The organism is Brucella sp. IR073 (assembly GCF_049065735.1).
GTDB lineage: Bacteria > Pseudomonadota > Alphaproteobacteria > Rhizobiales > Rhizobiaceae > Paramesorhizobium.
Window position 1 is genome coordinate 346,496 of record NZ_JBAKHD010000005.1, and the last position, 19,825, is coordinate 366,320.

Below are 19,825 nucleotides of genomic sequence, written 5' to 3' on the forward strand. Positions count from 1 at the left end.
GCACCTTGGATGATCGAGAATGCGATCCTGATAGCCGGGCCGACGGCAAGCGGCAAGTCGGCGCTGGCGCTGAAGCTGGCGCGGGAGGAGGGCGGCTTCATCATCAATGCCGATTCCATGCAGGTTTACGACGTGCTGAACGTGCTGACCGCACGCCCGCAAGCGGACGATCTCGCTGCCGCACCGCATTATCTCTACGGCCATGTGCCGCCGTCCGAGGCCCATTCCACCGGCCAATGGCTCCATGATGTGGAGACGATCTTGCAGCGGCCCGAGCTTCAGGGGCGTGTGCCGGTGTTCGTCGGCGGTACGGGGCTTTATTTCCGCGCGCTGCTCGGCGGCTTGTCACACATGCCTGACGTGCCCAATGACGTGCGCGAGCGCTGGCGGGCGCGGCTCGTGGATGAGGGGGCCTTGGCGCTCCATGGTGTGCTGAAGCGTATGGACCCTACCGCTGCCGAACTGTTGCGGCCCTCCGATGGGCAGAGGATCGTGCGTGCGTTGGAGGTGATGGACGCCTCCGGCCGCTCGATCTATGATTGGCAAAAAGAGCGGGGCCGGGCGCTGGTGAATGAGGCAGCCGCGCGCAAGCTGGTTATCCTGCCGGATCGGGTATGGCTCGCTGAGCGCATCGCGCGGCGTTTCGACGCAATGATGGGGGCAAGCGCGGTGGAGGAGGTGGAATCGCTGCTGCGATTGAAGCTCTCCGAGCGGCTTCCGGCGATGAAGGCCATCGGCGTGCGCGAGATCGGCGCGGCGATATCAGGGGAAATCACGCTGGAAGAGGCATCCGAGCGGGCAAAAGCGGCGACGAGGCAATATGCCAAGCGCCAAATGACCTGGTTCCGCAACCAGCTTGATGCCAGCTGGACGCTTTACGGCCTGTAAACCAGCAGGACGCTTTTTCCTGACGGAACGGAAAACAGCAATTATTCGAGAGCGCAATTAACGAGCGAGAAACGCCTGCTGGTTGAAATATGCCGGTGGGTAGGGGCAGCGGACTATATATGCGTTTTCACAAATCAGAGACATCGTTTTTCATTCTGATCGTCTTTCTCGGCGGGGTGGGCATCATGCTCTATCGTGCCTGGACGGCGCTGGAGATGCTGCGGCCGCTTGCCGGGAGCTCTGACATCGCGGCGCTGATCGACTATATCGGCCAGGCCAACGGCATCGCCGCGCTGTTTCTGGCGGCAGCGCTGCTGTGCGGCGTTTTCCTGATTTACCCGCAGATACGGTTTCAGGCGCAGGATCATGGCAAGCTGCGGAAGATGACGCAGATTCTCTCGGCCCGGTCCGAGTCGCTGGCGCAGGCGGCGCTTACCGATGGCCTGACGGGAATGCAGAACAGGCGCTATTTCGACGAGGCGCTGAAGGAATATCTGGCGCAGTTCGGCCGGATCGACAAGCCGGTGGGGCTGATGATCCTCGATCTCGACCATTTCAAAGCGATCAACGACACTTACGGTCATGATGTCGGCGATGCGGTGTTGCGCGAAGTGGCTCGCTGCCTCAAGGACTATACCCGCTATCACGACGTCGTCGCCCGCCTCGGCGGCGAGGAGTTCGCCGTGGTCGTCTCCAATATGGAGAAGGAATTGCTGGTGAAGCTCGCCAACCGTATCCGCAAAGCCATTGCCGATTTGACGATTACCATCGATGACGCATGCCTGAAGGTGACGACGAGCATCGGCGTTGCCGAATGGGACCGGCGCGAAAGCTGGCAGGATTTCTATCGCCGTGCGGATCAGCTGCTCTATCAGGCGAAGAATATGGGGCGGAACACGGTTTGTGTATAGGAAGAAGCCGGTCCGATGGACCGGCTTCGGAGCATTATCAAGGCGCTCTCAGGAGCGGTGAGCGCAAGGATGCCGGTGGGCTTTAGACCCGCAAGCGGCCATGCCGGGCTTTCTCTCCTTATGAACGGGAGGGTTCCGGTGTTTCGCGCCCTGCGCATGCCTGTTGGCAATTTGTGTCGCTCCGGGTTGAGCGTTTTGGGGTGTGCGTGCGCCGCCGGGCTCTTGGCGTACCCCGGCAATGGCGGGGTGATTAGCCTCGGAACCCCTGATGGCGGTGCGCTCAACCGGCGCCCCGGGGAGGGCGATACGGTTTGCCCGGGCTCCCTCGGTTCCCCATGTCGCATTGCCATAAGCTTCCTCAGGCACAAGGCCGTAACCGTCGACTGTGGAACCGTAGATTCCTCCCGCGCCATCGGTTGCCCATGTGGCGTTGCCGTAACCCTCGACTGTCGGAGCGACTTGTCCCGCACCGTCAGTCGCCCATGTGGCATTGCCATAACCTTCGACTGCTTGAGGGATGGTTTCTTGGCCATCAGTTGCCCAAGTTGCATTGCCGTAGCCCTCAACAGGCACGAGGCCGTCACCGTCAACTGTGGAGCCGAAGATTGCTCCCGCGCCATCGGTTGCCCAGGTGGCATTGCCATAACCCTCGACCGTCGGAGTGACTTGCCTCGAGCCATCAGTTGCCCAGGTTGCATTGCCGTAGCCCTCGACTGCCGGACGGGTGGCTCCCTTGGCCGGGACTGCATTACGGCTCGCCGGAGCTCCCCGAACCGTATGGCTATATGCGGCGGCCCTTGATCCTGCCGCGGAGCGCGCGTGGGCTGCGGCAATGCTATTCGTGCCATGTCCCATGGCCGAACCGCCGCGAGCTCCTCCTGCGGCTACGCTGTGAGCACCGCCCACGGCGGCCATCGAGCCGCCACGGCCGCCTCGCGATGCGCCTTGGCTATGGCTTGCGGCGCCATGCGAGGCGCTCGATGCTCCGTGTGAACCGGCGTGGCCGCCCGATGAGCCATGACCACCGCCGCCATGGGCCAGCGCGGTGGCGGTGAGACCGAGCGTGAGAGCGCTCGCCAGGAGCGTCGTTAAAAATTTGTGGTGCATCATGGTATCCTCCATCGATGCCCCCCACACGATCACGGGGTTATCCACCCTGGCGGTTAAACCGTTAATATTACTGGTTAAAAATGTCCTAATTGTGTCAATTATAGTACATCTTCTTATGTTCGGCATGCTCCTATGGCTGGTTATGTTGTACTGCGCAAATAAGAAACCGGCCTATCGGGCCGGCTTCTGATATTGCGACAGTCTTCGTGACCGAAGACATCTGGAATCGTCTTCAGGATTTGGGAGAGCAAAACTCCTGGTGGGTTCCTGATTTGCACGCGACCACTCGGGGATGGTAGACGCGATGACCCTCTTTCCGGGTCTCGTGCATGTGCGTCTTAGCATTGCGGGTAGATGCCGGTTCATGGCCTCCGGTTGGTCCTGACCTGCCGGGATGAGTTGGCGTTCCGGAAGTGCCCCTGGGAACCGCGCCGGTGCCGATCCCGGGGCTGCCGGTGGGATAGGTGCCGGTGGTGCCTCCCGGGCCGATGGGAGCCACGCCATGGGAGCCAGTATCGACAATCACGCCGTCGCCGATCTTGGGTGGGCCAACAATCACGCCGTCACCGATCCTTGGGCCACCTCTAGGAACCGCGCCGGTGCCGATGCCGGGGCTGCCTGTGGGGTATGTACCGGTGCCACCTGTTCCCGTGGTGCCGCCTATGGGAACGGCGCCGTTGCCGATCTTGGGTCCGGTATCGACAATCACGCCGTCGCCGATAGCGGGCGGGCCGAAGATCACACCACTGCCGATCTTCGGCCCGCCATCGGGGATCGCGCCGGTGCCTATTGCAGGTCCGCCGGTAGGAACGGCGCCGGTGCCGATCTGGGGGCCTGATTTACTGTGTCGCGGGCCGAGGTTTCTCGTCGGATCCCTTGTCGTGAGATGGCCGCGGGTGCCAATTACGGGCCCTCCACGATGTCCGAAAGCTCCATTGCCACGCCCACCTCTCGATGAGCCATGGGTGTGGCTTGCGTCGCGCTGGCTGGAGCTTGCTGTGTGTGAGCCGCGGCCGCCGCTGTGGGCCAGCGCGGTGGCGCTGAGACCGAGCGTGAGAGCGCTCGCCAGGAGTGTCGTTAAAAATTTGTGGTGCATCATGGTATCCTCCATTGATGCCCCCCACACGATCACGGGGTTGTCTGCCGTGGCAGTTAAACCGCTAATATTACTGATTAAAGATGTTTTAATTGTGTTATTTGCAATCAAGAGGCTTATGCGTGGTGCTCGCCCATGGCCAGTTAAGCTGTACTGCGGAAATAAGAAACCGGCCCATAGGGCCGGCTTCCGAGAATATGACAGTCTTCGTGTCCGAAGGTGTCTGGAACGTCTTCAGGATATTTGCGAGCAACCCTGCTGGTTGGCACCTGCTTTGCAAGGATAGAGACGGTTGCCTTCTTTCCTTGTTTTTTGCATGCGCCCGTCAAGGTTACGCGCAAGTTTCGACTGATGACCGCGGTTCTGTTTTGATCCGCCGAGTTGAGTCGAAGCCCCCGAAGCGACGGAAGCAAGCGCGCCGTTGCCGATGCTGGGGTTATTGGTAGGATAGGTCCCTGCGCTGGCCGTGGACGTGCCGGTGCGCAGCGTGCGAGGGCCCATCCTGGAGGCATTGGCCGCCACGCTGCCGGCGGGGTACGTGCCGGTGCGCAGCGTGCGAGGGCCCATCCTGGAGGCATTGGCCGCCACACTGCCGGCGGGGTACGTGCCGGTACGAAGCGTGCGCGGGCCGACCCTGGAGGCATTGGCCGCTACGCTGCCGGCGGGGTACGTGCCGGTGCGCAGCGTGCGGGGGCCGACCCTGGAGGCATTGGCCGCCACGCTGCCGGCGGGGTACGTGCCGGTACGAAGYGTGCGGGGGCCGACCCTGGAGGCATTGGCCGCCACGCTGCCGGCGGGGTACGTGCCGGTGCGCAGCGTGCGGGGGCCGACCCTGGAGGCATTGGCCGCCACGCTGCCGGCGGGGTACGTGCCGGTACGAAGCGTGCGGTTGCCGATCTTGGGCGCATTGGCCGCCGCGCTGCCGGCCGGGTAAGTGCCGGTGCGAAGCGTGCGGTTGCCGATCTTGGGCGCATTGGCCGCTGCGCTGCCGGCGGGGTACGCGCCGGTGCGAAGCGTGCGGTTACCGATCTTGGGTGCGCTCGCGCCGCTGGCGCGAAGCGTGTGGTTGCCTTTTCGTGAGCCATGAGCGTGACGTCCGTGGCCGTGCGTGGATCTCGCTGCTCCGTATGAACTCGCGGAACTACCCAACGAACGGCCATTGCCGCCATAGGCTAGCGCAGAGGCGCTGAGGCCCAGAGTGAGAACGCTTGCGAGAAGTGTGGTTAAAAGCTTCCGGTGCATCATGGTATCCTTTCGATGCCCCTCTCACACAATCATCATAGTTGCCCGCGCCATAGCGTTTGCGCGTCGGGAGAAATATTTCTGGTGAAAAATGTCCTAATTGTGTTCTTTAAAATTAAATATATTCTCATTAATACACATTTTCTCGATGTATATTTGAGGGATATGAGGAAGTCATACTATTAGAATTGATTAATTGCGTTGGCCTGGCAGTACTATAAGTCTCGGCCCCGCAGCACCTATCGACACAAAGCCGCAATAAAGAAGCCGGCCCATCGGACCGGCTTCAAAGCGATGTAACCAACGTATCCGGCTGAAAGCCCTTCTCAAAAACGCGAAGCGCAAAGGTGCGGATGGGACCGCGATCCGCAAGCTGAATTTTTTTGCGCATGGATAGAACTGTTGCGTGCGGCTAAGGAGTGTTCTGTGGTGATAGTGGCTGGCTCCGATGTGGATGGTCCCGATACGGATTTCGGGCCTTTCCCAGTGGGGCTGGATTCATCGAGGTCACGATAGTTGGGGTTCGTGTGTTCCTGAATGCTGCCGACCGGCCTTGAGGGATCGGGGTTGCCCCGGGCTTTGGGGCCGGCCGGCCGCGACGGGTCGATGCCCGCACGGGAGGCGTGCTCCGGAATGCTGCCGACCGGCCTTGAGGGATCGGGGTTGCCYCGGGCYTTGGGGCCGGCCGGCCGCGACGGGTCGATGCCCGCATGAGAGGCGTGCTCCGGAATGCTGCCGACCGGCCTTGAGGGATCGGGGTTGCCTCGGGCCTTGGGGCCGGCCGGCCGCGACGGGTCGATGCCCGCACGGGAGGCGTGCTCCGGAATGCTGCCGACCGGTCGCGACGTATCGGGAGTTCTCCGGCCGACCGTGCCGATTGGACGTGAGGTGTCAGGCACACCCAGGCGAGAGAAGCCGCCAGCCGGCTGCGTAGTGTCGGTCGTGCTTCTGTCGTGGCGGCCCATGCTTCTCGTTCCGCCTATGGTAGATCGGCCGTGTCCGCGTGTTCCGGCATGGCCTTGCTCGGTTCCGTGGCCTTCGTGAGTGTGGCTCGATCCATGCGAGGCGCTGCCATGGCTGCCGGCTCGACCGCCGAAACCTCCATGACTATCGCCGCCATAGGCCAGCGCAGCGGCGCTGAGGCCGAGGGTGAGAGCGCTCGCGAGGAGTGTTGTTACAAGTTTTCGGTGCATCATGAGTGTTACTCCCTTGATGCCCCCCACACGATCACGACAAGTCGTTTTCCCAATGCAAGTGGTGCGAACCAAAGATATTTATGGTTAAAAATGTCATAATTATGACATTATAAATAAATCTTTTTATAAAAGTCCGTTTCGTTTTGAGTTTTTGATTTTTATCCTGAGATATTCTTTTATTGTTTGAGTTAAAGTTTCATGTCTAGTTCTTCTCTTGCCGGAACGAGCGGACCAGATCGTTGGCGCGCGGCTTTTGTCTATCCATCATTCGTAGATGCTCTTCGCGCGCTTCGGCATGGCGGACGCGCCAGTCGGGCTCTTCCGCCCGCAGGGACGCCCGCTGGGCCGGATCGAGGGGCATGATGGGCGGGAGGGAGGGTTTTTGCTCTTCTTCCAGAGAAGGGCGCGTTCCGTAGTCGCGGAATTCGGGTTCAGCTTCGGCGGCGGTGCTGTCGAAATGGCGCAGACGCTCGATGACGCTTTCCAGCGACACGCGCCGGTCACCCGTGCGCATCAGTTGCTGCTGTTCCTGCATATGCGCGCCGGGCAGCTTGTGGACGGGGATGGTTTCGAAGGTCATGCGCATCGGCGTCGACAGCGCTTCGCCGAAGGCGATGGCTTCGCGATTGGCGATGGACGACAGGAAATTGACCATGCTCTTCGCCGCGCCCGTGATCGCGCCCTTGATGATCTGCTGATCGCGCTCATTGCCGAGCCGCATGGCGAAGACGGTGTTGCATTGCGACAGGATTGTCGGGTCCAGCTCGCCGGGGCGCTGGGTCACCACGCCGAGATAAACGCCGTATTTGCGGCCCTCCTTGGCGATGCGGGCGATGGCCTGGCGCGTCGGCCAGAAGCCGGCGTCGGGATCGGCGGGGATGTAGCGGTGCGCCTCCTCGCAAACGACGAGCGTCTGGATGCGGCCGTCGCTGGATACGGCAAGGTCGAAGGCGAGGCGGCAGAGGACGGAGGCGACGGCATTCACCACCTCCGACGGTATGCCGGAAAGCTGGAAGACGCAGATCGGGCGACCCTCCTGCGGCACGCGGAAGATGCGGCTGATCGTCTGGCGCATGGTGTCGGCGATGGTGGACGCCGCGAACATGAAGCGGAAACGCGGATCGTTGATGATCGATTCCAGCCGGGTCTTCAGCGCCTTGAGGTGAGGGCGCTCCGCCTTGCCGTCCAACTGGCCGGTGCGCTCGTTGATCAGCGCCAGCAGGTCGGAAATGCGGTAGGGGATGGGCGTGTCGGCGGAAACCGCGCGGCTGTCGCGCTCGCGGCGGCGCAGCAGCGTCGTGGACTGGTTTTCCGCCATGCGAAAGCGTTCGCGCGCGAGTTGGATCATGTCCCTTAATGCGTCCATCTCGCCTGCATTGGGCTCGCGGCCACGGAAGAGCACGTCGGCGAATTCCTCCAGCCGGAACATCCAGAAGGGCAGGTCGAGATTGGCCGCGTCCAATACTACCGCATGGTCGGGGAAGGCGGTGGCGAATTCGTTATGCGGATCGAGGATCAGAACGCGCACGTCGGGACGCGCCTCGATCACCTTGCGCAGGAGCAGCGTCACCGCGCTGGACTTGCCGACGCCGGTGGTGCCGACGACGGCGAAATGACGCGAGAGAAGATCGTCGATGGAGATCAGGGCAGGGATGCTTCTGTCCTGCGTCAGCGCGCCGATGGTGACCGTCTCGCGCCCGCTCGCGGCATAGATGGCCGCGAGGTCGGCGGCGCGGATGCGGTGGGCGATGGCGCCCATATGCGGATATTGCGAAATGCCGGACGAAAAGGAGGAGGTGCCATCGGGCGCCGAGCGGGCTTCGCCTACCAGCTCGATATGGATATGGATGATGTTATCGTCATCCTTCTTCCAGAGCGTATCCGGCATATCTACCTTGTGAATGAGACCGACCAGCCGGTTCTCGCCGACGCGCACGGAGATGAGTTGCCCCACGGCCCAGTAGTCTTCAGAGGCGGTAACGGAGGGGCCTGCGATGGCCGCAATCGTGGCGCGCTCGCCGTCGCATTCGATGATATAGCCCTCGGTGCGATTGCGCGCGATGACGTGCTGTTCGTTTTGCATCCCGTTTGCCCCACCCATTCTCAGACTTCCGAGCCAGGTGCCCCTCACCCTTACCCTCTCCCCGCATTGCGGGGAGAGGGGGGCATCGACGTTGGCGCTCATGCAGAAGAGCGAGGCGCTACGCGGACGGCTCCCTCTCCCCGTTTTACGGGGAGAGGGTAAGGGTGAGGGGCACCTGGCACGAGCCTCAATAACTAGCCTGCGCGTGTTGAGATAAGGTTAGCGTTTCCGCCCCTCGCATTTTCCCCGTTGACGCATCCTTCCCGTGCGGTTACTCTCCAAAATATGAACAAGCTTCTTATCGTAGTACGAGCGCGCATGGGCAGGATGGTGTAACCATCCGGCGACAGCCTCCCATGCGCGACACACAGGCTCCCTCGGGGGCCTTTTTTATTGCCTTAAACCCAGCTAAACGAAACTTTATTGCTCCGAGAAGCGCGAAAACGAAACGGAACGAAGATGGATACGGCAGGAAAACACGAAGCGGAAACCCAGCCCCAGGGAAAACGTGACGCGACGAGTATCGCGCGGGAGATGACAGGCGCGGAGATGGTCATTCAGGCGCTTATCGATCAGGGCGTCGAGCATATTTTCGGCTATCCCGGCGGCGCGGTCCTGCCGATCTATGACGAGCTGCACCAGCAGGACAAGATCGAGCACATCCTCGTGCGGCATGAGCAGGGGGCGGGGCATGCGGCGGAGGGCTATGCGCGTTCCACCGGCAAAGTCGGCGTCCTGCTGGTGACATCGGGTCCCGGCGCGACCAATGCCGTCACGCCTTTGCAGGACGCGCTGATGGATTCCATTCCCATCGTCTGCATTTCCGGGCAGGTTCCGACGACGCTGATCGGCTCCGATGCGTTCCAGGAGGCCGATACCGTCGGCATTACGCGCCCCTGCACCAAGCACAACTGGCTGGTCAAGGACGTCAACGATCTCGCCCGTATCCTCCACGAGGCCTTCCATATCGCCAGCACCGGGCGTCCTGGTCCGGTCCTCGTCGATATTCCGAAGGACATCCAGTTCGCGAAGGGCATCTATACGCCGCCGGAACCCAAGCCGCGCACGAGCTATCGCCCGACCATCGAGGGCGACCGGAACGCCATAGCGCAGGCAGTGGAACTGCTCGCCTCGGCGCGTCGTCCCGTCATCTATACCGGCGGTGGGGTCGTCAATTCCGGCCCGGAAGCATGCGGACTGTTGCGCGAACTGGTGGAATTGACCGATTTTCCGATCACGTCGACGCTGATGGGCCTTGGCGCTTATCCCGCCTCGGGCAAGAACTGGCTGGGAATGCTGGGCATGCACGGCACCTATGAAGCCAATATGTCTATGCATGATTGCGATGTCATGCTGTGCATCGGCGCGCGCTTCGACGACCGTATCACCGGGCGGCTCGACGGTTTTTCGCCGAATTCCAAGAAGATCCATATCGATATCGACCCGTCCTCGATCAACAAGACCGTCCGCGTCGATGTGCCCGTCATCGGCGATGTCGGCCATGTGCTGGCGGAGATGGTGCAGCTGTGGCGTGCCTCGGACAAGCGTCCTAATCGCCACGCCATCGACCTCTGGTGGGGGCAGATCGACAAATGGCGGGCACGCAAGTCGCTGTCCTATACGCACAACCGCGATATCATCATGCCGCAATATGCGATCCAGCGGCTCTATGAGCTGACGAAGGGGCGCGAGACCTACATCACCACGGAAGTCGGCCAGCACCAGATGTGGGCGGCGCAGTTCTTCGGGTTCGAAGCGCCTAATCGGTGGATGACCTCGGGCGGGCTCGGCACGATGGGCTACGGCCTGCCGGCGGCCATCGGCGCGCAGATCGCGCACCCGGATGCGCTGGTCATCGACATCGCGGGCGACGCCTCGGTGCAGATGAACATTCAGGAACTGAGCACCGCGATCCAGCACGAGGCGCCGATCAAGGTCTTCATCCTCAACAACCAATATATGGGCATGGTGCGCCAGTGGCAGCAATTGCTGCACGGCAATCGCCTGTCGCATTCCTACACAGAGGCAATGCCGGATTTCGTGCTTCTGGCGCAAGCCTATGGCGCGCATGGCATACGCTGTGAGAAGCCGGGCGATCTGGACGATGCCATCAAGGAGATGATCGAGGTGAAGAAGCCAGTCGTCTTCGATTGCCGCGTCGCCAATCTCGCCAATTGCTTCCCGATGATCCCCTCGGGCAAGGCGCATAACGAAATGCTTTTGCCGGATGAGGCAACGGACGACGTGGTGGCGAATGCAATCGACGCCAGGGGCCGTGAGCTAGTTTAACTGTTTGAAAGAACCAAAACCATGAACGCACAGAATCTAGCATCCGGATCGGCCTATTTCATCGCCAGCGAGACGGAGAAACCGGAGACACACACGCTGGCGGTGCTTGTCGACAATGAGCCGGGTGTTCTTGCCCGGGTCATCGGGCTTTTCTCGGGGCGGGGCTATAATATCGAGAGCCTTACCGTCTCGGAGACGGAGCATGAGAAGCACCTGTCGCGCATCACCATCGTAACGCGCGGGACGCCGCATGTGCTCGACCAGATCCGCCATCAGCTGGAGCGCATCGTTCCGGTGCATCGGGTGATCGATCTTTCTCTGCGTGCGGCGGAACTGGGCCATGAGCGGCCCATCGAGCGTGAGCTGGCGCTGATCAAAGTGGTGGGCACCGGCGAGCAGCGGAACGAGGCGCTGCGGCTTGCTGAAGCCTTCGGAGCCAAGGTCGATGACGCCACAACCTCCCACTTTATTTTCGAAATCACGGGCAAGAGCGCGAAGATCGACCAGTTCATCTCGATCCTAAAGCCGCTCGGGCTCATCGAAATCTGCCGTACGGGTATTGCCGCGATGAACCGTGGCCCGGAGGGGATGTAAAAACATCGGCAATGGGGTATTCCCGTAACCGGACACATCAAAGGGGATACTCCATGCCGAACCTCCCGACCTACGAAGACGTAGCCGCAGCCGCGCGCCGCATCGAGGGCCATGCGCATCGCACGCCCGTCATGCGGTCCCGCACCATTGACGGGCAGCTTGGGGCGGAGGTCTTTTTCAAGGCGGAGAATTTCCAGCGGATCGGGGCGTTCAAGTTCCGGGGCGCTTATAATGCGCTGTCGCGTTTCGATGAAAAGCAGCGGAAGGCCGGTGTGCTGGCGTTCTCGTCAGGCAATCATGCGCAGGCGATTGCGCTGGCCGGGCGGGAGCTTGGTATTGCCGCGACCATCGTCATGCCGCAGGATGCGCCGGCGGCGAAGATGGCGGCGACGCGGGGTTATGGCGCTACAGTCATTACTTATGACCGTTATACGGAGGATCGCGACGAGATCGCCAGGCGGTTGGCGGAGGAGCAGGGGTTCACGGTGATCCCGCCCTATGACCATCCTGATATCATCGCGGGGCAGGGCACGGCGGCGAAAGAGCTTCTCGAAGAGGCTGGCGAACTCGATGCGCTGTTCGTCTGCGTTGGCGGGGGCGGGTTGATTGCGGGCAGTGCGCTTGCGGCAAAGGCGCTTTCGCCCGGCTGCAATATCTATGGCGTCGAGCCGGAGGCGGGCAATGACGGACAGCAATCCTTCCGCTCCGGTGAGATCGTGCGCATTGCGACGCCTAAGACCATTGCCGATGGCGCGCAGACGCCGTCGCTCGGACAACTGACGTTTCCCATCATCCAGCGTGAGGTGGAAGACATGCTGACCGCAAGCGATGATGAGCTCATCGACGCCATGCGCTTCTTCGCCTCGCGCATGAAGATGGTGGTGGAGCCCACTGGCTGTCTCGGCTTTGCCGGGGCGCGCCAATTGGCAGCCCAGTTCAAGGGCGGGCGGATCGGTGTCATCTTAAGCGGGGGAAATGTCGATTTGGAGCGGTTTTGTGCATTGGTAGGGAAGTAAGGCAGTAGGGATTGCACATCCTATTGCCTTATTCCCCTAGTCCTGCCATTGACCATCCATGCAATTCTCACCCCAACAGGATGCGGCGCTGAAGGCCGCGGCGCAATGGCTGAAGGAAGGGCGTAAGCCGATCTTCCGGCTGTTCGGCTATGCCGGGACGGGCAAGACCACGCTTGCGCGCTATTTCGCCGAGCATGTCGATGGCGACGTGCAATTCGCTGCCTTTACCGGCAAGGCGGCGCAGGTGCTGCGCTCGAAGGGGGCGAGCAATGCGCGCACCTTGCATTCGCTCATCTATCGGCCGAAGGGCGAGGAGGCGGTGGAGGATGAGACCACCGGCAAGACCAGCATCTCACCCACCTTCTCTCTCAACCGACAGAGTCCTGTCGCCAAGGCGAAGCTCATCATCGTTGACGAATGTTCAATGGTGGACGAGCAACTCGGCCGCGATCTGATGACCTTCGGCACGCCGATTCTGGTTCTCGGCGACCCCGGCCAGTTGCCGCCGATCTCGGGCGGCGGGTTTTTCACCGAGCAAGAGCCGGACTTTCTTCTCACCGAAATCCACCGGCAGGCACGGGACAATCCGATCATCCGGCTGGCGCTCGATGTGCGCGAGGGCCGGGAGTTCGATCATGGCGATTACGGGACGGCCAAGGTCATCGGCAAGGGCGATGTGACGCAGCAACTGGTGCTCGACGCCGATCAGGTGCTCGTCGGTACCAACCGGACGCGGCGGCGCTATAACCAGCGGCTGCGGGAGTTGAAAGGCTTCACTGCCGATTATCCGCAAGCGGGCGACAAGCTCGTCTGCCTGCGAAATGATCCGGCAAAGGGTCTGCTCAATGGCTCGCTCTGGAAGGTCATGACCGCCTCGCGCGAAACGGTGAAGCCGGGGATCAACCTGCTTGTCTCGCCTGAAGATGAGGAGCCGGGCAGGGGCGTTGCCAAGATCAAGCTTCTGAAGGCGCAGTTCGAGGACCCGGACACGGAAATCCCTTGGCAGACGAAAAAGCGCTTCGACGACTTCGATTATGGCTATGCGCTCACCGTCCACAAGGCGCAGGGCTCGCAATGGAACGACATCGTGCTGTTCGATGAGAGCTTTGCTTTCCGGGATACGCGGGAGCGGTGGCTTTATACGGCGATCACAAGGGCGGCGGAGCGGTTGACGATTGTGAGATAGGGAATAGTAAATCCCTACTCACTAACTTCTTCCGCCTCGATCCATTTCCATGCGTCCGCCTCTTCCTCGGCGGTGAAGGTCTTCATTTCGATTGACAGAAATGGCTTCACCAGGCTGGCGCTTAGGGTGATCCAGGCGGGTGCGCCGACGATGGCGTAGCGGCGGATATGTTTCAGCGAGCGCGACTGCATGGCAAAGGTCGAATCCTTGAATGTCGCGCTCCAGTCGATTCCTTCGAATCCATCGAGCCGCACCAGAAGATCGATCTTTTCATGCTGTTCATAGGCGGCTTCGAGAAGCCCATAGAGGTTCTCGATGTCCGCGCTAGTAAGATGACCCTCCACGGCAAAGGCGAAGGCGTCCTCCCGGTTGGTCGGAATGCGGCGGACGACGGGGATGGTGGTCTCTGGCCTCATCATCTTTTCCTTAACCTCAGGAACTTTTCCATGCTAACCCTACAACAGCACTTCCTATAACGCTACAACACCACCTTCGTTGAGGGAGAAGTATGACCGCGAAGCTTTCCGTCAATCTTAACGCCGTGGCCATGCTGCGCAACCGGCGCGATTTGCCCTGGCCCAGCGTCACGGGCCTCGGACGGATCGCGCTGGGTGCGGGCGCAAGCGGCCTGACTGTGCATCCGCGTCCCGACCAGCGGCATATCCGCTTCTCCGACCTCGGCGATATCAGGGCGCTGATCGACGATGAATTTCCGGGCGCGGAATTCAATATCGAAGGCTTCCCGACGGAGCATTTCCTCGAACTCGTGGAGAAATACGAGCCGGAGCAGGTGACGCTGGTGCCTGATGACCCGACACAGGCGACCTCCGACCATGGCTGGGACTTCGAGACCAAGGTGGATTTCCTCACGCCAATCGTGGCGAGGCTGAAGGCGCGGGCGATGCGCGTTTCGCTTTTCGCCGATCCCGATCCGAAGGGGTTGAAGGCGGCGAAAGCCACGGGGGCCGACCGGATCGAGCTTTATACCGGTCCCTATGGCGGAACCCATTCCTCACCCAAGGCGGCGGAAGAGGAGTTGCGCAAACTGGCAAAGACCGCCGACGCTGCGCTGGCGCTGGGATTCGAAATCAATGCGGGACATGATTTGACTGTCGCCAACATTCCGTCGCTGGTCCGGCGCATTCCGGGACTTTCCGAAGTCTCTATCGGCCATGGCCTCACCGCCGATGCGCTGGAACATGGAATGGCAGGCGCGGTGCGGCGCTTTTTGAAGGCATTGGAGCCAATTCCCTAAGCGTCCGGAAACCATGAAGAATTTCAAAATCTTAGGAGATTGCGTGAAATCATGCGAGCGAATGGTAATCTCGGGTTTGATCGTTGCTGACGTTCTCAGACATTCGCCCTACGCATAACTGCATTGCAAGCCTTGCATTATCCGCATTTGTTTTTACGGCACGATATGGATATCCCGTCCGCCCACGTGCCTTCAGAAACGATATCCGGGGAATACGGGGACGCAACCGAAGACCTGAGGCAGTGAGGTAGCATTTATGAATAGCGCGCAGAACGGTGATCTGCCTGAATCTGGTCTTGCCGGTCCCGACAGCGGGGTCGAGCTCACCGGGCACGAAAACGACAGTTTCCGCGTTCTGCTTCTAGGCGCACTGGGTGTCGTTTATGGGGATATCGGCACCAGCCCGATCTATGCTTTTCGCGAGGGGCTCCATGCGGCGTCGGGCGACGGCTCGCTTATGCGGCTGGAAATCCTCGGCGTTATTTCGCTAATTTTCTGGGCGCTGACTCTCATCGTCACCATCAAATATGTCCTTTTCGTGCTGCGCGCCGATAATAACGGTGAAGGCGGCATTCTTTCGCTGATGGCGCTCGTCCGGTCGAGCTTTCGCAAGCGGCCCAGCTTCGTGCTCGGCATCGGCATTTGCGGCGCGTCTCTGTTCTTCGGCGACGCGGTCATCACGCCGGCGATCTCAGTGCTATCAGCGGTAGAAGGTCTCGAGATCGTCACGCCGGAACTCACACCCTTCGTCGTGCCTATCACCGTCGTCATTCTGGTGACGCTCTTTTCCGTGCAGCGTTTCGGGACGGCGAGGGTTTCCGCTGTCTTCGGACCGATTACAGCAATCTGGTTTCTTGCGATCGGTCTTATCGGCCTCTGGCATATTTTCGACTCGCCTTCGATCCTCCTTGCCATCAATCCCTATTACGCAATTGCCTTTCTGGCCGAGAACCCGGCCACGTCCTTCGTGACGATAGGCACGATCTTTCTGGCGGTCACCGGGGCCGAGGCGCTTTATGCCGATCTCGGCCATTTCGGGCGCAAGCCGATTGTAACGGCCTGGCTCTGGATCGTGTTTCCCGCCCTGCTTCTCAATTATTTCGGGCAGGGCGCTTTCATATTGGCGCATGGACAGGCGGCGTCGAATCCCTTCTTCCAGATGATACCGAGCTGGGGCCTGCTGCCGATGGTCATCCTCGCCACGATGGCGACGGTCATCGCCAGCCAGGCGGTGATCACGGGGGCTTATTCGCTGGCGCGGCAGGCGGTGCAGCTCAATCTGCTGCCGCGCCTCGAAATCCAGCACACATCGGAAAAACTGCTCGGCCAGATCTATATTCCGCGCGTCAACCTCGTGCTCGGCATCACCGTTATCATGCTGGTGCTCGGCTTCGAGAGCTCGTCGCGGCTGGCCGCGGCCTACGGCATCGCCGTCACCGGCAATATGATCGTGACGAGCTCGCTGCTGTTTATCGTCATGGTGCGCATCTGGAAGTGGCGCATGCCATGGGCGGCGCTGCTGACGGCCGGTTTCCTCATCATCGATCTGGTGTTCTTCGGCGCCAATATCGTCAAGCTGCATGAAGGCGGCTGGGTCTCCATCCTGATGGCGGCCGTCATCATGGTGATCATGATGACCTGGGTGCGGGGCAGCCGGCAGCTTTTCCACAAAACCCGCAAGAGCGAGGTGGAACTCGACCTGGTTCTGGAGCAGCTGGCGAAGAAGCCGCCGGTTATCGTGCCGGGCACCGCCGTGTTCCTGACCGGCGATCCCAAGAGCGCCCCGACGGCGCTGATGCACAGCCTCAAGCACTACAAGGTGCTGCACGAGAACAACGTCATCCTCACTGTAGTGACCGCGCCTACGCCGCGCGTCTCGGCGGCGGACCGCGCCCGCGTCTCGCAATATAACGAGCGCTTCATGCAGGTGACGCTGACCTTCGGCTATATGGAGCAGCCCAACATCCCCCGCGCGCTCGCCATTTGCCGCAAGCTCGGCTGGAAGTTCGATATCATGAAGACATCCTTCTTCCTGTCGCGGCGCTCGCTGAAAGCCTCGCCCCATTCAGGCATGCCGCTGTGGCAGGACAAGCTTTTTATCCTGCTGGCGCGCACCGCCGCCGATGCGACGGAGTATTTCCAGATACCCACCGGGCGCGTGGTCGAAGTGGGTACGCAGGTGAATGTGTGAGGACGGATTCCTGCTCTGTATGAAGGCTTCCGCATAGCTCGCCCTGAAGATGTATACCGATTGATCTACATTCTCAGAGGTGAGCGTCTACATGGGAGCGTCCCTTCATGGCAATCAATGTCAACAATGCTGAAGCAGATGCGCTGACTCGGGAGTTTGCCCAGTTGGTGGGTGTCAGCATTACCGATGCAATCACAATCGCCATGAAGGAAGCGATCGAACGTCACCGCCGTGCAGAAACGCCGCTTCAAACCGCTGCCAGACTCCGCGCGAAATACGGTGTCACGCTTCCATCCACGGCAAGAGAGCCGCTTTCTCGTCAGGCCTATGATGAGATGTGGGGCGGCGGCTACGCCTCGTAATCGAAATCATCATCAGCAGCATCTGGAGCCAATGGCTGTTGCTGGCCATGTCTTATGGAAAGAACAGTCACTTCCCCATCCGTAAGATCATAGTCCAGAAGGTAATCTCCCACGATCAATCGGTTAGAACCTGGGACTGGCAGTCGTTCGATACCTTTGCCCATCTCGGGGAATTGTGCCAAATTCTTCCGCGCTTCAGCCATTCTATCCAAAAAGGCTTTTGCCGCTTTGAGGCTATGTTGCCTGAGATATGATGCTTCCCGCCGTAAATAGGCGCGGGCGTCTCCCGACAAGCGCACCTTCATCAGGCAACCTTACGATTGACGATTTCCTGAATTTCCTGAAGCACATCATCCAAATCGTGGACATCCCCGCTTGCGATCTGTTCCCTGCCTTTTCGGACAGCAAGGATATCGGCTCCTTCGCCTGTCAGGTATATTTTCAATGCCCTGACCATGACCCAGCTGCGTGGCCTGTCACAGGTTTCCGCGATCTGCTCGACCGCGGCTAGAATGTCCTGCGGCAAGCGAAGGGTGATGGGATCGGAAAGATTTTTCGGCATCGCCATTCTCCATTTGTAATACAGGGTATTACAATCTCTTTCACCGGTCAAACAAATCCCCTTGCATCCGCCGTTTCCTTTCGACATAGTGCCGAACCGTAACGTACGGTACGGCTAGCGAGCCGCGGGAGAGAGCAAGCGTGCAGGGCAGGGTGGATGTGAATAGCGGCGATCTGACGGCGCGGCAGAAGGCTGTGCTGGATGCCGCACTCGGCCTGCTCGTCGAGGGCGGCGATACGCTGACCATGACGGGCGTCGCGCGGCGCGCCAGCTGCTCCAAGGAAACGCTCTACAAATGGTTCGGCGACCGGGACGGCCTTCTGACCGCCACGGTGCAGTGGCAGGCGTCCAAGGTGCGGGTCGTGCCGGTGGCGCGCGAGGGGCTGGATGCGAGATCGCTCTTCGCCAGCCTCGAAGGCTTTGCGCGTGATTGGCTCACCGTGCTTTCCGGCGAGATTTCCGTGGCGCTCAACCGGCTCGCGGTGACCCATGCGGCGACGGGCAAATCCGACCTTGGCCAGATCGTGCTTGCCAACGGTCCCTTTGCCATGGCGCGGCGGCTGAAGCCGGTGCTCGAAACCGGGCGAGAGGCAGGGCTGCTGGCGTTTGACGATGTGGATGAGGCGTTCCGCAGCTTCTTCGGGCTGGTGGTGCGTGACATGCAGATTCGGCTGCTGCTCGGCGAGCGGCTGGAATTGACCGAGGCGGCCATTGCAGAGGACGCCAGCCGCGCCACGCGGCAGTTTTTCGCTCTCTATGGAGCAAACGCAGAGACGGCAGACCAAAAGAAAGCCGCTGAAACCCCAAGAAAGGCAATACCCCATGCGCGTTTATTATGACCGCGACGCAGACCTGAACCTGATCAAGGCGAAGAAGGTCGCCATCATCGGCTATGGCAGCCAGGGCCGCGCCCATGCGCTGAACCTCAAGGATTCCGGCGCCAAGGAAATCCGCATCGCGCTGCGTCCGGGCTCGGCCACCGCGAAGAAGGCTGAAGCGGATGGGTTCGAAGTGGTGAGCGTCGCAGATGCGGCCAAATGGGCGGACCTGATGATGATGGCGACGCCGGACGAGCTGCAGGCCGACATCTACAAGGACCACATCGCCCCGAACATCCGCGATGGCGCGGCGATTGCCTTCGCCCATGGCCTCAACGTGCATTTCGGCCTGATCGAGCCGAAGAAGACTGTGGATGTGGTTATGATCGCGCCGAAGGGCCCCGGGCATACGGTGCGCGGCGAATATCAGAAGGGCGGCGGCGTGCCGTGCCTGATCGCGGTCCATCAAGATGCCTCGGGCAATGCGCATGATCTGGCGCTTTCCTATGCCTGCGGCGTCGGCGGCGGGCGCTCGGGCATCATCGAGACGACCTTCAAGGAAGAGTGCGAGACCGACCTTTTCGGCGAGCAGGTGGTGCTGTGCGGCGGCCTGGTCGAACTCATCCGCGCCGGCTTCGAGACGCTGGTCGAGGCGGGTTATGCGCCCGAAATGGCCTATTTCGAGTGCTTGCACGAGGTGAAACTGATCGTCGACCTGATCTATGAGGGCGGCATCGCCAACATGAACTACTCGATCTCCAACACCGCCGAGTGGGGCGAATATGTTACCGGCCCGCGCATCATCACCGCGGAAACCAAAGCCGAGATGAAGCGCGTCCTCAACGACATCCAGACCGGCAAGTTCACCTCCGAGTGGATGCAGGAATACCGCGCCGGCGCCGCGCGCTTCAAGGGCATTCGCCGCATGAACGATTCGCACCAGATCGAAGAGGTCGGCGAAAAGCTCCGCGCAATGATGCCTTGGATCAAGTCGAACGCGCTGGTGGACAAGGCGAAGAACTAAGT

The 19,825-nt window shown here is 60.8% G+C and carries 18 protein-coding genes; 12 read left to right on the forward strand and 6 right to left on the reverse strand.

Translation table 11 applies throughout. The features are described 5' to 3' along the window. Positions 1 to 9: 9 nt before the first annotated feature. On the forward strand, positions 10 to 888 hold the full coding sequence (miaA, locus tag ACOWVG_RS13610) for a tRNA (adenosine(37)-N6)-dimethylallyltransferase MiaA (protein WP_420962760.1): 879 nt from the start codon (positions 10 to 12) through the stop codon (positions 886 to 888). A gap of 119 nt (positions 889 to 1,007) precedes the next feature. Next, on the forward strand, positions 1,008 to 1,799 hold the full coding sequence (locus tag ACOWVG_RS13615) for a GGDEF domain-containing protein (protein ID WP_420962761.1): 792 nt from the start codon (positions 1,008 to 1,010) through the stop codon (positions 1,797 to 1,799). A gap of 48 nt (positions 1,800 to 1,847) precedes the next feature. Here ACOWVG_RS13615 and ACOWVG_RS13620 read toward each other — a convergent pair whose 3' ends face one another. Beyond that, positions 1,848 to 2,909 (reverse strand): hypothetical protein, encoded by a 1,062-nt coding sequence (locus tag ACOWVG_RS13620; RefSeq protein ID WP_420962762.1) that lies wholly within the window; start codon positions 2,907 to 2,909, stop codon positions 1,848 to 1,850. 502 nt (positions 2,910 to 3,411) lie between these two features. On the opposite strand from ACOWVG_RS13620, the gene ACOWVG_RS13625 reads away from it, so the two are divergent. Next, positions 3,412 to 3,747 carry a hypothetical protein gene (locus ACOWVG_RS13625; RefSeq protein WP_420962763.1) on the forward strand — a complete coding sequence of 112 codons (336 nt, stop codon included), beginning with the start codon at positions 3,412 to 3,414 and terminating at the stop codon, positions 3,745 to 3,747. Positions 3,748 to 4,239: 492 nt separating this feature from the next. Here ACOWVG_RS13625 and ACOWVG_RS13630 read toward each other — a convergent pair whose 3' ends face one another. Beyond that, the gene (locus tag ACOWVG_RS13630) at positions 4,240 to 5,247 is read right to left on the reverse strand and encodes a hypothetical protein (RefSeq protein WP_420962764.1); all 1,008 of its coding nucleotides are present in this window, start codon (positions 5,245 to 5,247) and stop codon (positions 4,240 to 4,242) included. Between the two features lie 1,398 nt (positions 5,248 to 6,645). Further along, positions 6,646 to 8,526, reverse strand: a complete 1,881-nt coding sequence (locus ACOWVG_RS13635; RefSeq protein WP_420962765.1) for an ATP-binding protein — start codon at positions 8,524 to 8,526, stop codon at positions 6,646 to 6,648. A 459-nt stretch (positions 8,527 to 8,985) separates the two neighbouring features. Here ACOWVG_RS13635 and ACOWVG_RS13640 point away from each other — a divergent pair, with 459 nt between their 5' ends. The 4 genes from ACOWVG_RS13640 to ACOWVG_RS13655 are packed head-to-tail and all read left to right on the forward strand — an operon-like array spanning position 8,986 to position 13,611. Further along, complete coding sequence (locus ACOWVG_RS13640) at positions 8,986 to 10,815, forward strand: acetolactate synthase 3 large subunit (protein WP_420962766.1); 1,830 nt, start codon at positions 8,986 to 8,988, stop codon at positions 10,813 to 10,815. 21 nt (positions 10,816 to 10,836) lie between these two features. Beyond that, the gene (gene ilvN / locus ACOWVG_RS13645) at positions 10,837 to 11,409 is read left to right on the forward strand and encodes an acetolactate synthase small subunit (RefSeq protein ID WP_420962767.1); all 573 of its coding nucleotides are present in this window, start codon (positions 10,837 to 10,839) and stop codon (positions 11,407 to 11,409) included. 53 nt (positions 11,410 to 11,462) lie between these two features. Further along, positions 11,463 to 12,425, forward strand: a complete 963-nt coding sequence (locus ACOWVG_RS13650) for a threo-3-hydroxy-L-aspartate ammonia-lyase (protein ID WP_420962768.1) — start codon at positions 11,463 to 11,465, stop codon at positions 12,423 to 12,425. A gap of 58 nt (positions 12,426 to 12,483) precedes the next feature. Continuing rightward, a complete protein-coding gene (locus tag ACOWVG_RS13655; RefSeq protein ID WP_420962769.1) occupies positions 12,484 to 13,611 on the forward strand; it encodes an ATP-dependent DNA helicase in 1,128 nt (375 codons plus the stop codon). A 14-nt stretch (positions 13,612 to 13,625) separates the two neighbouring features. Here the strand turns inward: ACOWVG_RS13655 and ACOWVG_RS13660 are convergent, their stop codons facing one another. Further along, positions 13,626 to 14,027, reverse strand: coding sequence for an STAS/SEC14 domain-containing protein (locus ACOWVG_RS13660; protein WP_420962770.1), 402 nt, complete (start codon positions 14,025 to 14,027; stop codon positions 13,626 to 13,628). Between the two features lie 92 nt (positions 14,028 to 14,119). On the opposite strand from ACOWVG_RS13660, the gene ACOWVG_RS13665 reads away from it, so the two are divergent. From ACOWVG_RS13665 to ACOWVG_RS13675, 3 genes are all read left to right on the forward strand, one after another. Further along, the gene (locus ACOWVG_RS13665; protein ID WP_420962771.1) at positions 14,120 to 14,866 is read left to right on the forward strand and encodes a pyridoxine 5'-phosphate synthase; all 747 of its coding nucleotides are present in this window, start codon (positions 14,120 to 14,122) and stop codon (positions 14,864 to 14,866) included. A 256-nt stretch (positions 14,867 to 15,122) separates the two neighbouring features. After that, positions 15,123 to 17,057, forward strand: coding sequence for a potassium transporter Kup (locus ACOWVG_RS13670; protein ID WP_420962772.1), 1,935 nt, complete (start codon positions 15,123 to 15,125; stop codon positions 17,055 to 17,057). A 107-nt stretch (positions 17,058 to 17,164) separates the two neighbouring features. Next, complete coding sequence (locus ACOWVG_RS13675) at positions 17,165 to 17,419, forward strand: type II toxin-antitoxin system VapB family antitoxin (protein WP_420962773.1); 255 nt, start codon at positions 17,165 to 17,167, stop codon at positions 17,417 to 17,419. Here the strand turns inward: ACOWVG_RS13675 and ACOWVG_RS13680 are convergent. Beyond that, positions 17,407 to 17,724, reverse strand: coding sequence for a type II toxin-antitoxin system RelE/ParE family toxin (locus tag ACOWVG_RS13680; RefSeq protein WP_420962774.1), 318 nt, complete (start codon positions 17,722 to 17,724; stop codon positions 17,407 to 17,409). The two genes, ACOWVG_RS13675 and ACOWVG_RS13680, sit on opposite strands and share 13 nt — an antisense overlap. Beyond that, on the reverse strand, positions 17,724 to 17,981 hold the full coding sequence (locus tag ACOWVG_RS13685) for a CopG family ribbon-helix-helix protein (protein ID WP_420962775.1): 258 nt from the start codon (positions 17,979 to 17,981) through the stop codon (positions 17,724 to 17,726). Before ACOWVG_RS13685 ends, ACOWVG_RS13680 begins: the two co-directional genes overlap by 1 nt. 140 nt (positions 17,982 to 18,121) lie before the next feature. Here ACOWVG_RS13685 and ACOWVG_RS13690 point away from each other — a divergent pair, with 140 nt between their 5' ends. Continuing rightward, positions 18,122 to 18,820 carry a TetR/AcrR family transcriptional regulator gene (locus ACOWVG_RS13690; RefSeq protein WP_420962776.1) on the forward strand — a complete coding sequence of 233 codons (699 nt, stop codon included), beginning with the start codon at positions 18,122 to 18,124 and terminating at the stop codon, positions 18,818 to 18,820. Beyond that, positions 18,804 to 19,823, forward strand: coding sequence for a ketol-acid reductoisomerase (gene ilvC, locus ACOWVG_RS13695; RefSeq protein WP_420962777.1), 1,020 nt, complete (start codon positions 18,804 to 18,806; stop codon positions 19,821 to 19,823). The genes ACOWVG_RS13690 and ilvC overlap by 17 nt, the downstream gene beginning before the upstream one ends. Positions 19,824 to 19,825: the final 2 nt, after the last annotated feature.

Excerpts from the sequence above, each read along its gene's own strand:
- miaA (WP_420962760.1), top strand. The coding sequence starts at position 10 with ATGATCGAGAATGCGATCCTGATAGCCGGGCCGACGGCAAGCGGCAAG.
- ACOWVG_RS13615 (WP_420962761.1), top strand. The coding sequence starts at position 1,008 with ATGCGTTTTCACAAATCAGAGACATCGTTTTTCATTCTGATCGTCTTT.
- ACOWVG_RS13620 (WP_420962762.1), bottom strand. The coding sequence starts at position 2,909 with ATGATGCACCACAAATTTTTAACGACGCTCCTGGCGAGCGCTCTCACG.
- ACOWVG_RS13625 (WP_420962763.1), top strand. The coding sequence starts at position 3,412 with ATGGGAGCCAGTATCGACAATCACGCCGTCGCCGATCTTGGGTGGGCC.
- ACOWVG_RS13635 (WP_420962765.1), bottom strand. The coding sequence starts at position 8,526 with ATGCAAAACGAACAGCACGTCATCGCGCGCAATCGCACCGAGGGCTAT.
- ACOWVG_RS13640 (WP_420962766.1), top strand. The coding sequence starts at position 8,986 with ATGGATACGGCAGGAAAACACGAAGCGGAAACCCAGCCCCAGGGAAAA.
- ilvN (WP_420962767.1), top strand. The coding sequence starts at position 10,837 with ATGAACGCACAGAATCTAGCATCCGGATCGGCCTATTTCATCGCCAGC.
- ACOWVG_RS13650 (WP_420962768.1), top strand. The coding sequence starts at position 11,463 with ATGCCGAACCTCCCGACCTACGAAGACGTAGCCGCAGCCGCGCGCCGC.
- ACOWVG_RS13655 (WP_420962769.1), top strand. The coding sequence starts at position 12,484 with ATGCAATTCTCACCCCAACAGGATGCGGCGCTGAAGGCCGCGGCGCAA.
- ACOWVG_RS13660 (WP_420962770.1), bottom strand. The coding sequence starts at position 14,027 with ATGAGGCCAGAGACCACCATCCCCGTCGTCCGCCGCATTCCGACCAAC.
- ACOWVG_RS13665 (WP_420962771.1), top strand. The coding sequence starts at position 14,120 with ATGACCGCGAAGCTTTCCGTCAATCTTAACGCCGTGGCCATGCTGCGC.
- ACOWVG_RS13670 (WP_420962772.1), top strand. The coding sequence starts at position 15,123 with ATGAATAGCGCGCAGAACGGTGATCTGCCTGAATCTGGTCTTGCCGGT.
- ACOWVG_RS13675 (WP_420962773.1), top strand. The coding sequence starts at position 17,165 with ATGGCAATCAATGTCAACAATGCTGAAGCAGATGCGCTGACTCGGGAG.
- ACOWVG_RS13680 (WP_420962774.1), bottom strand. The coding sequence starts at position 17,724 with ATGAAGGTGCGCTTGTCGGGAGACGCCCGCGCCTATTTACGGCGGGAA.
- ACOWVG_RS13685 (WP_420962775.1), bottom strand. The coding sequence starts at position 17,981 with ATGCCGAAAAATCTTTCCGATCCCATCACCCTTCGCTTGCCGCAGGAC.
- ilvC (WP_420962777.1), top strand. The coding sequence starts at position 18,804 with ATGCGCGTTTATTATGACCGCGACGCAGACCTGAACCTGATCAAGGCG.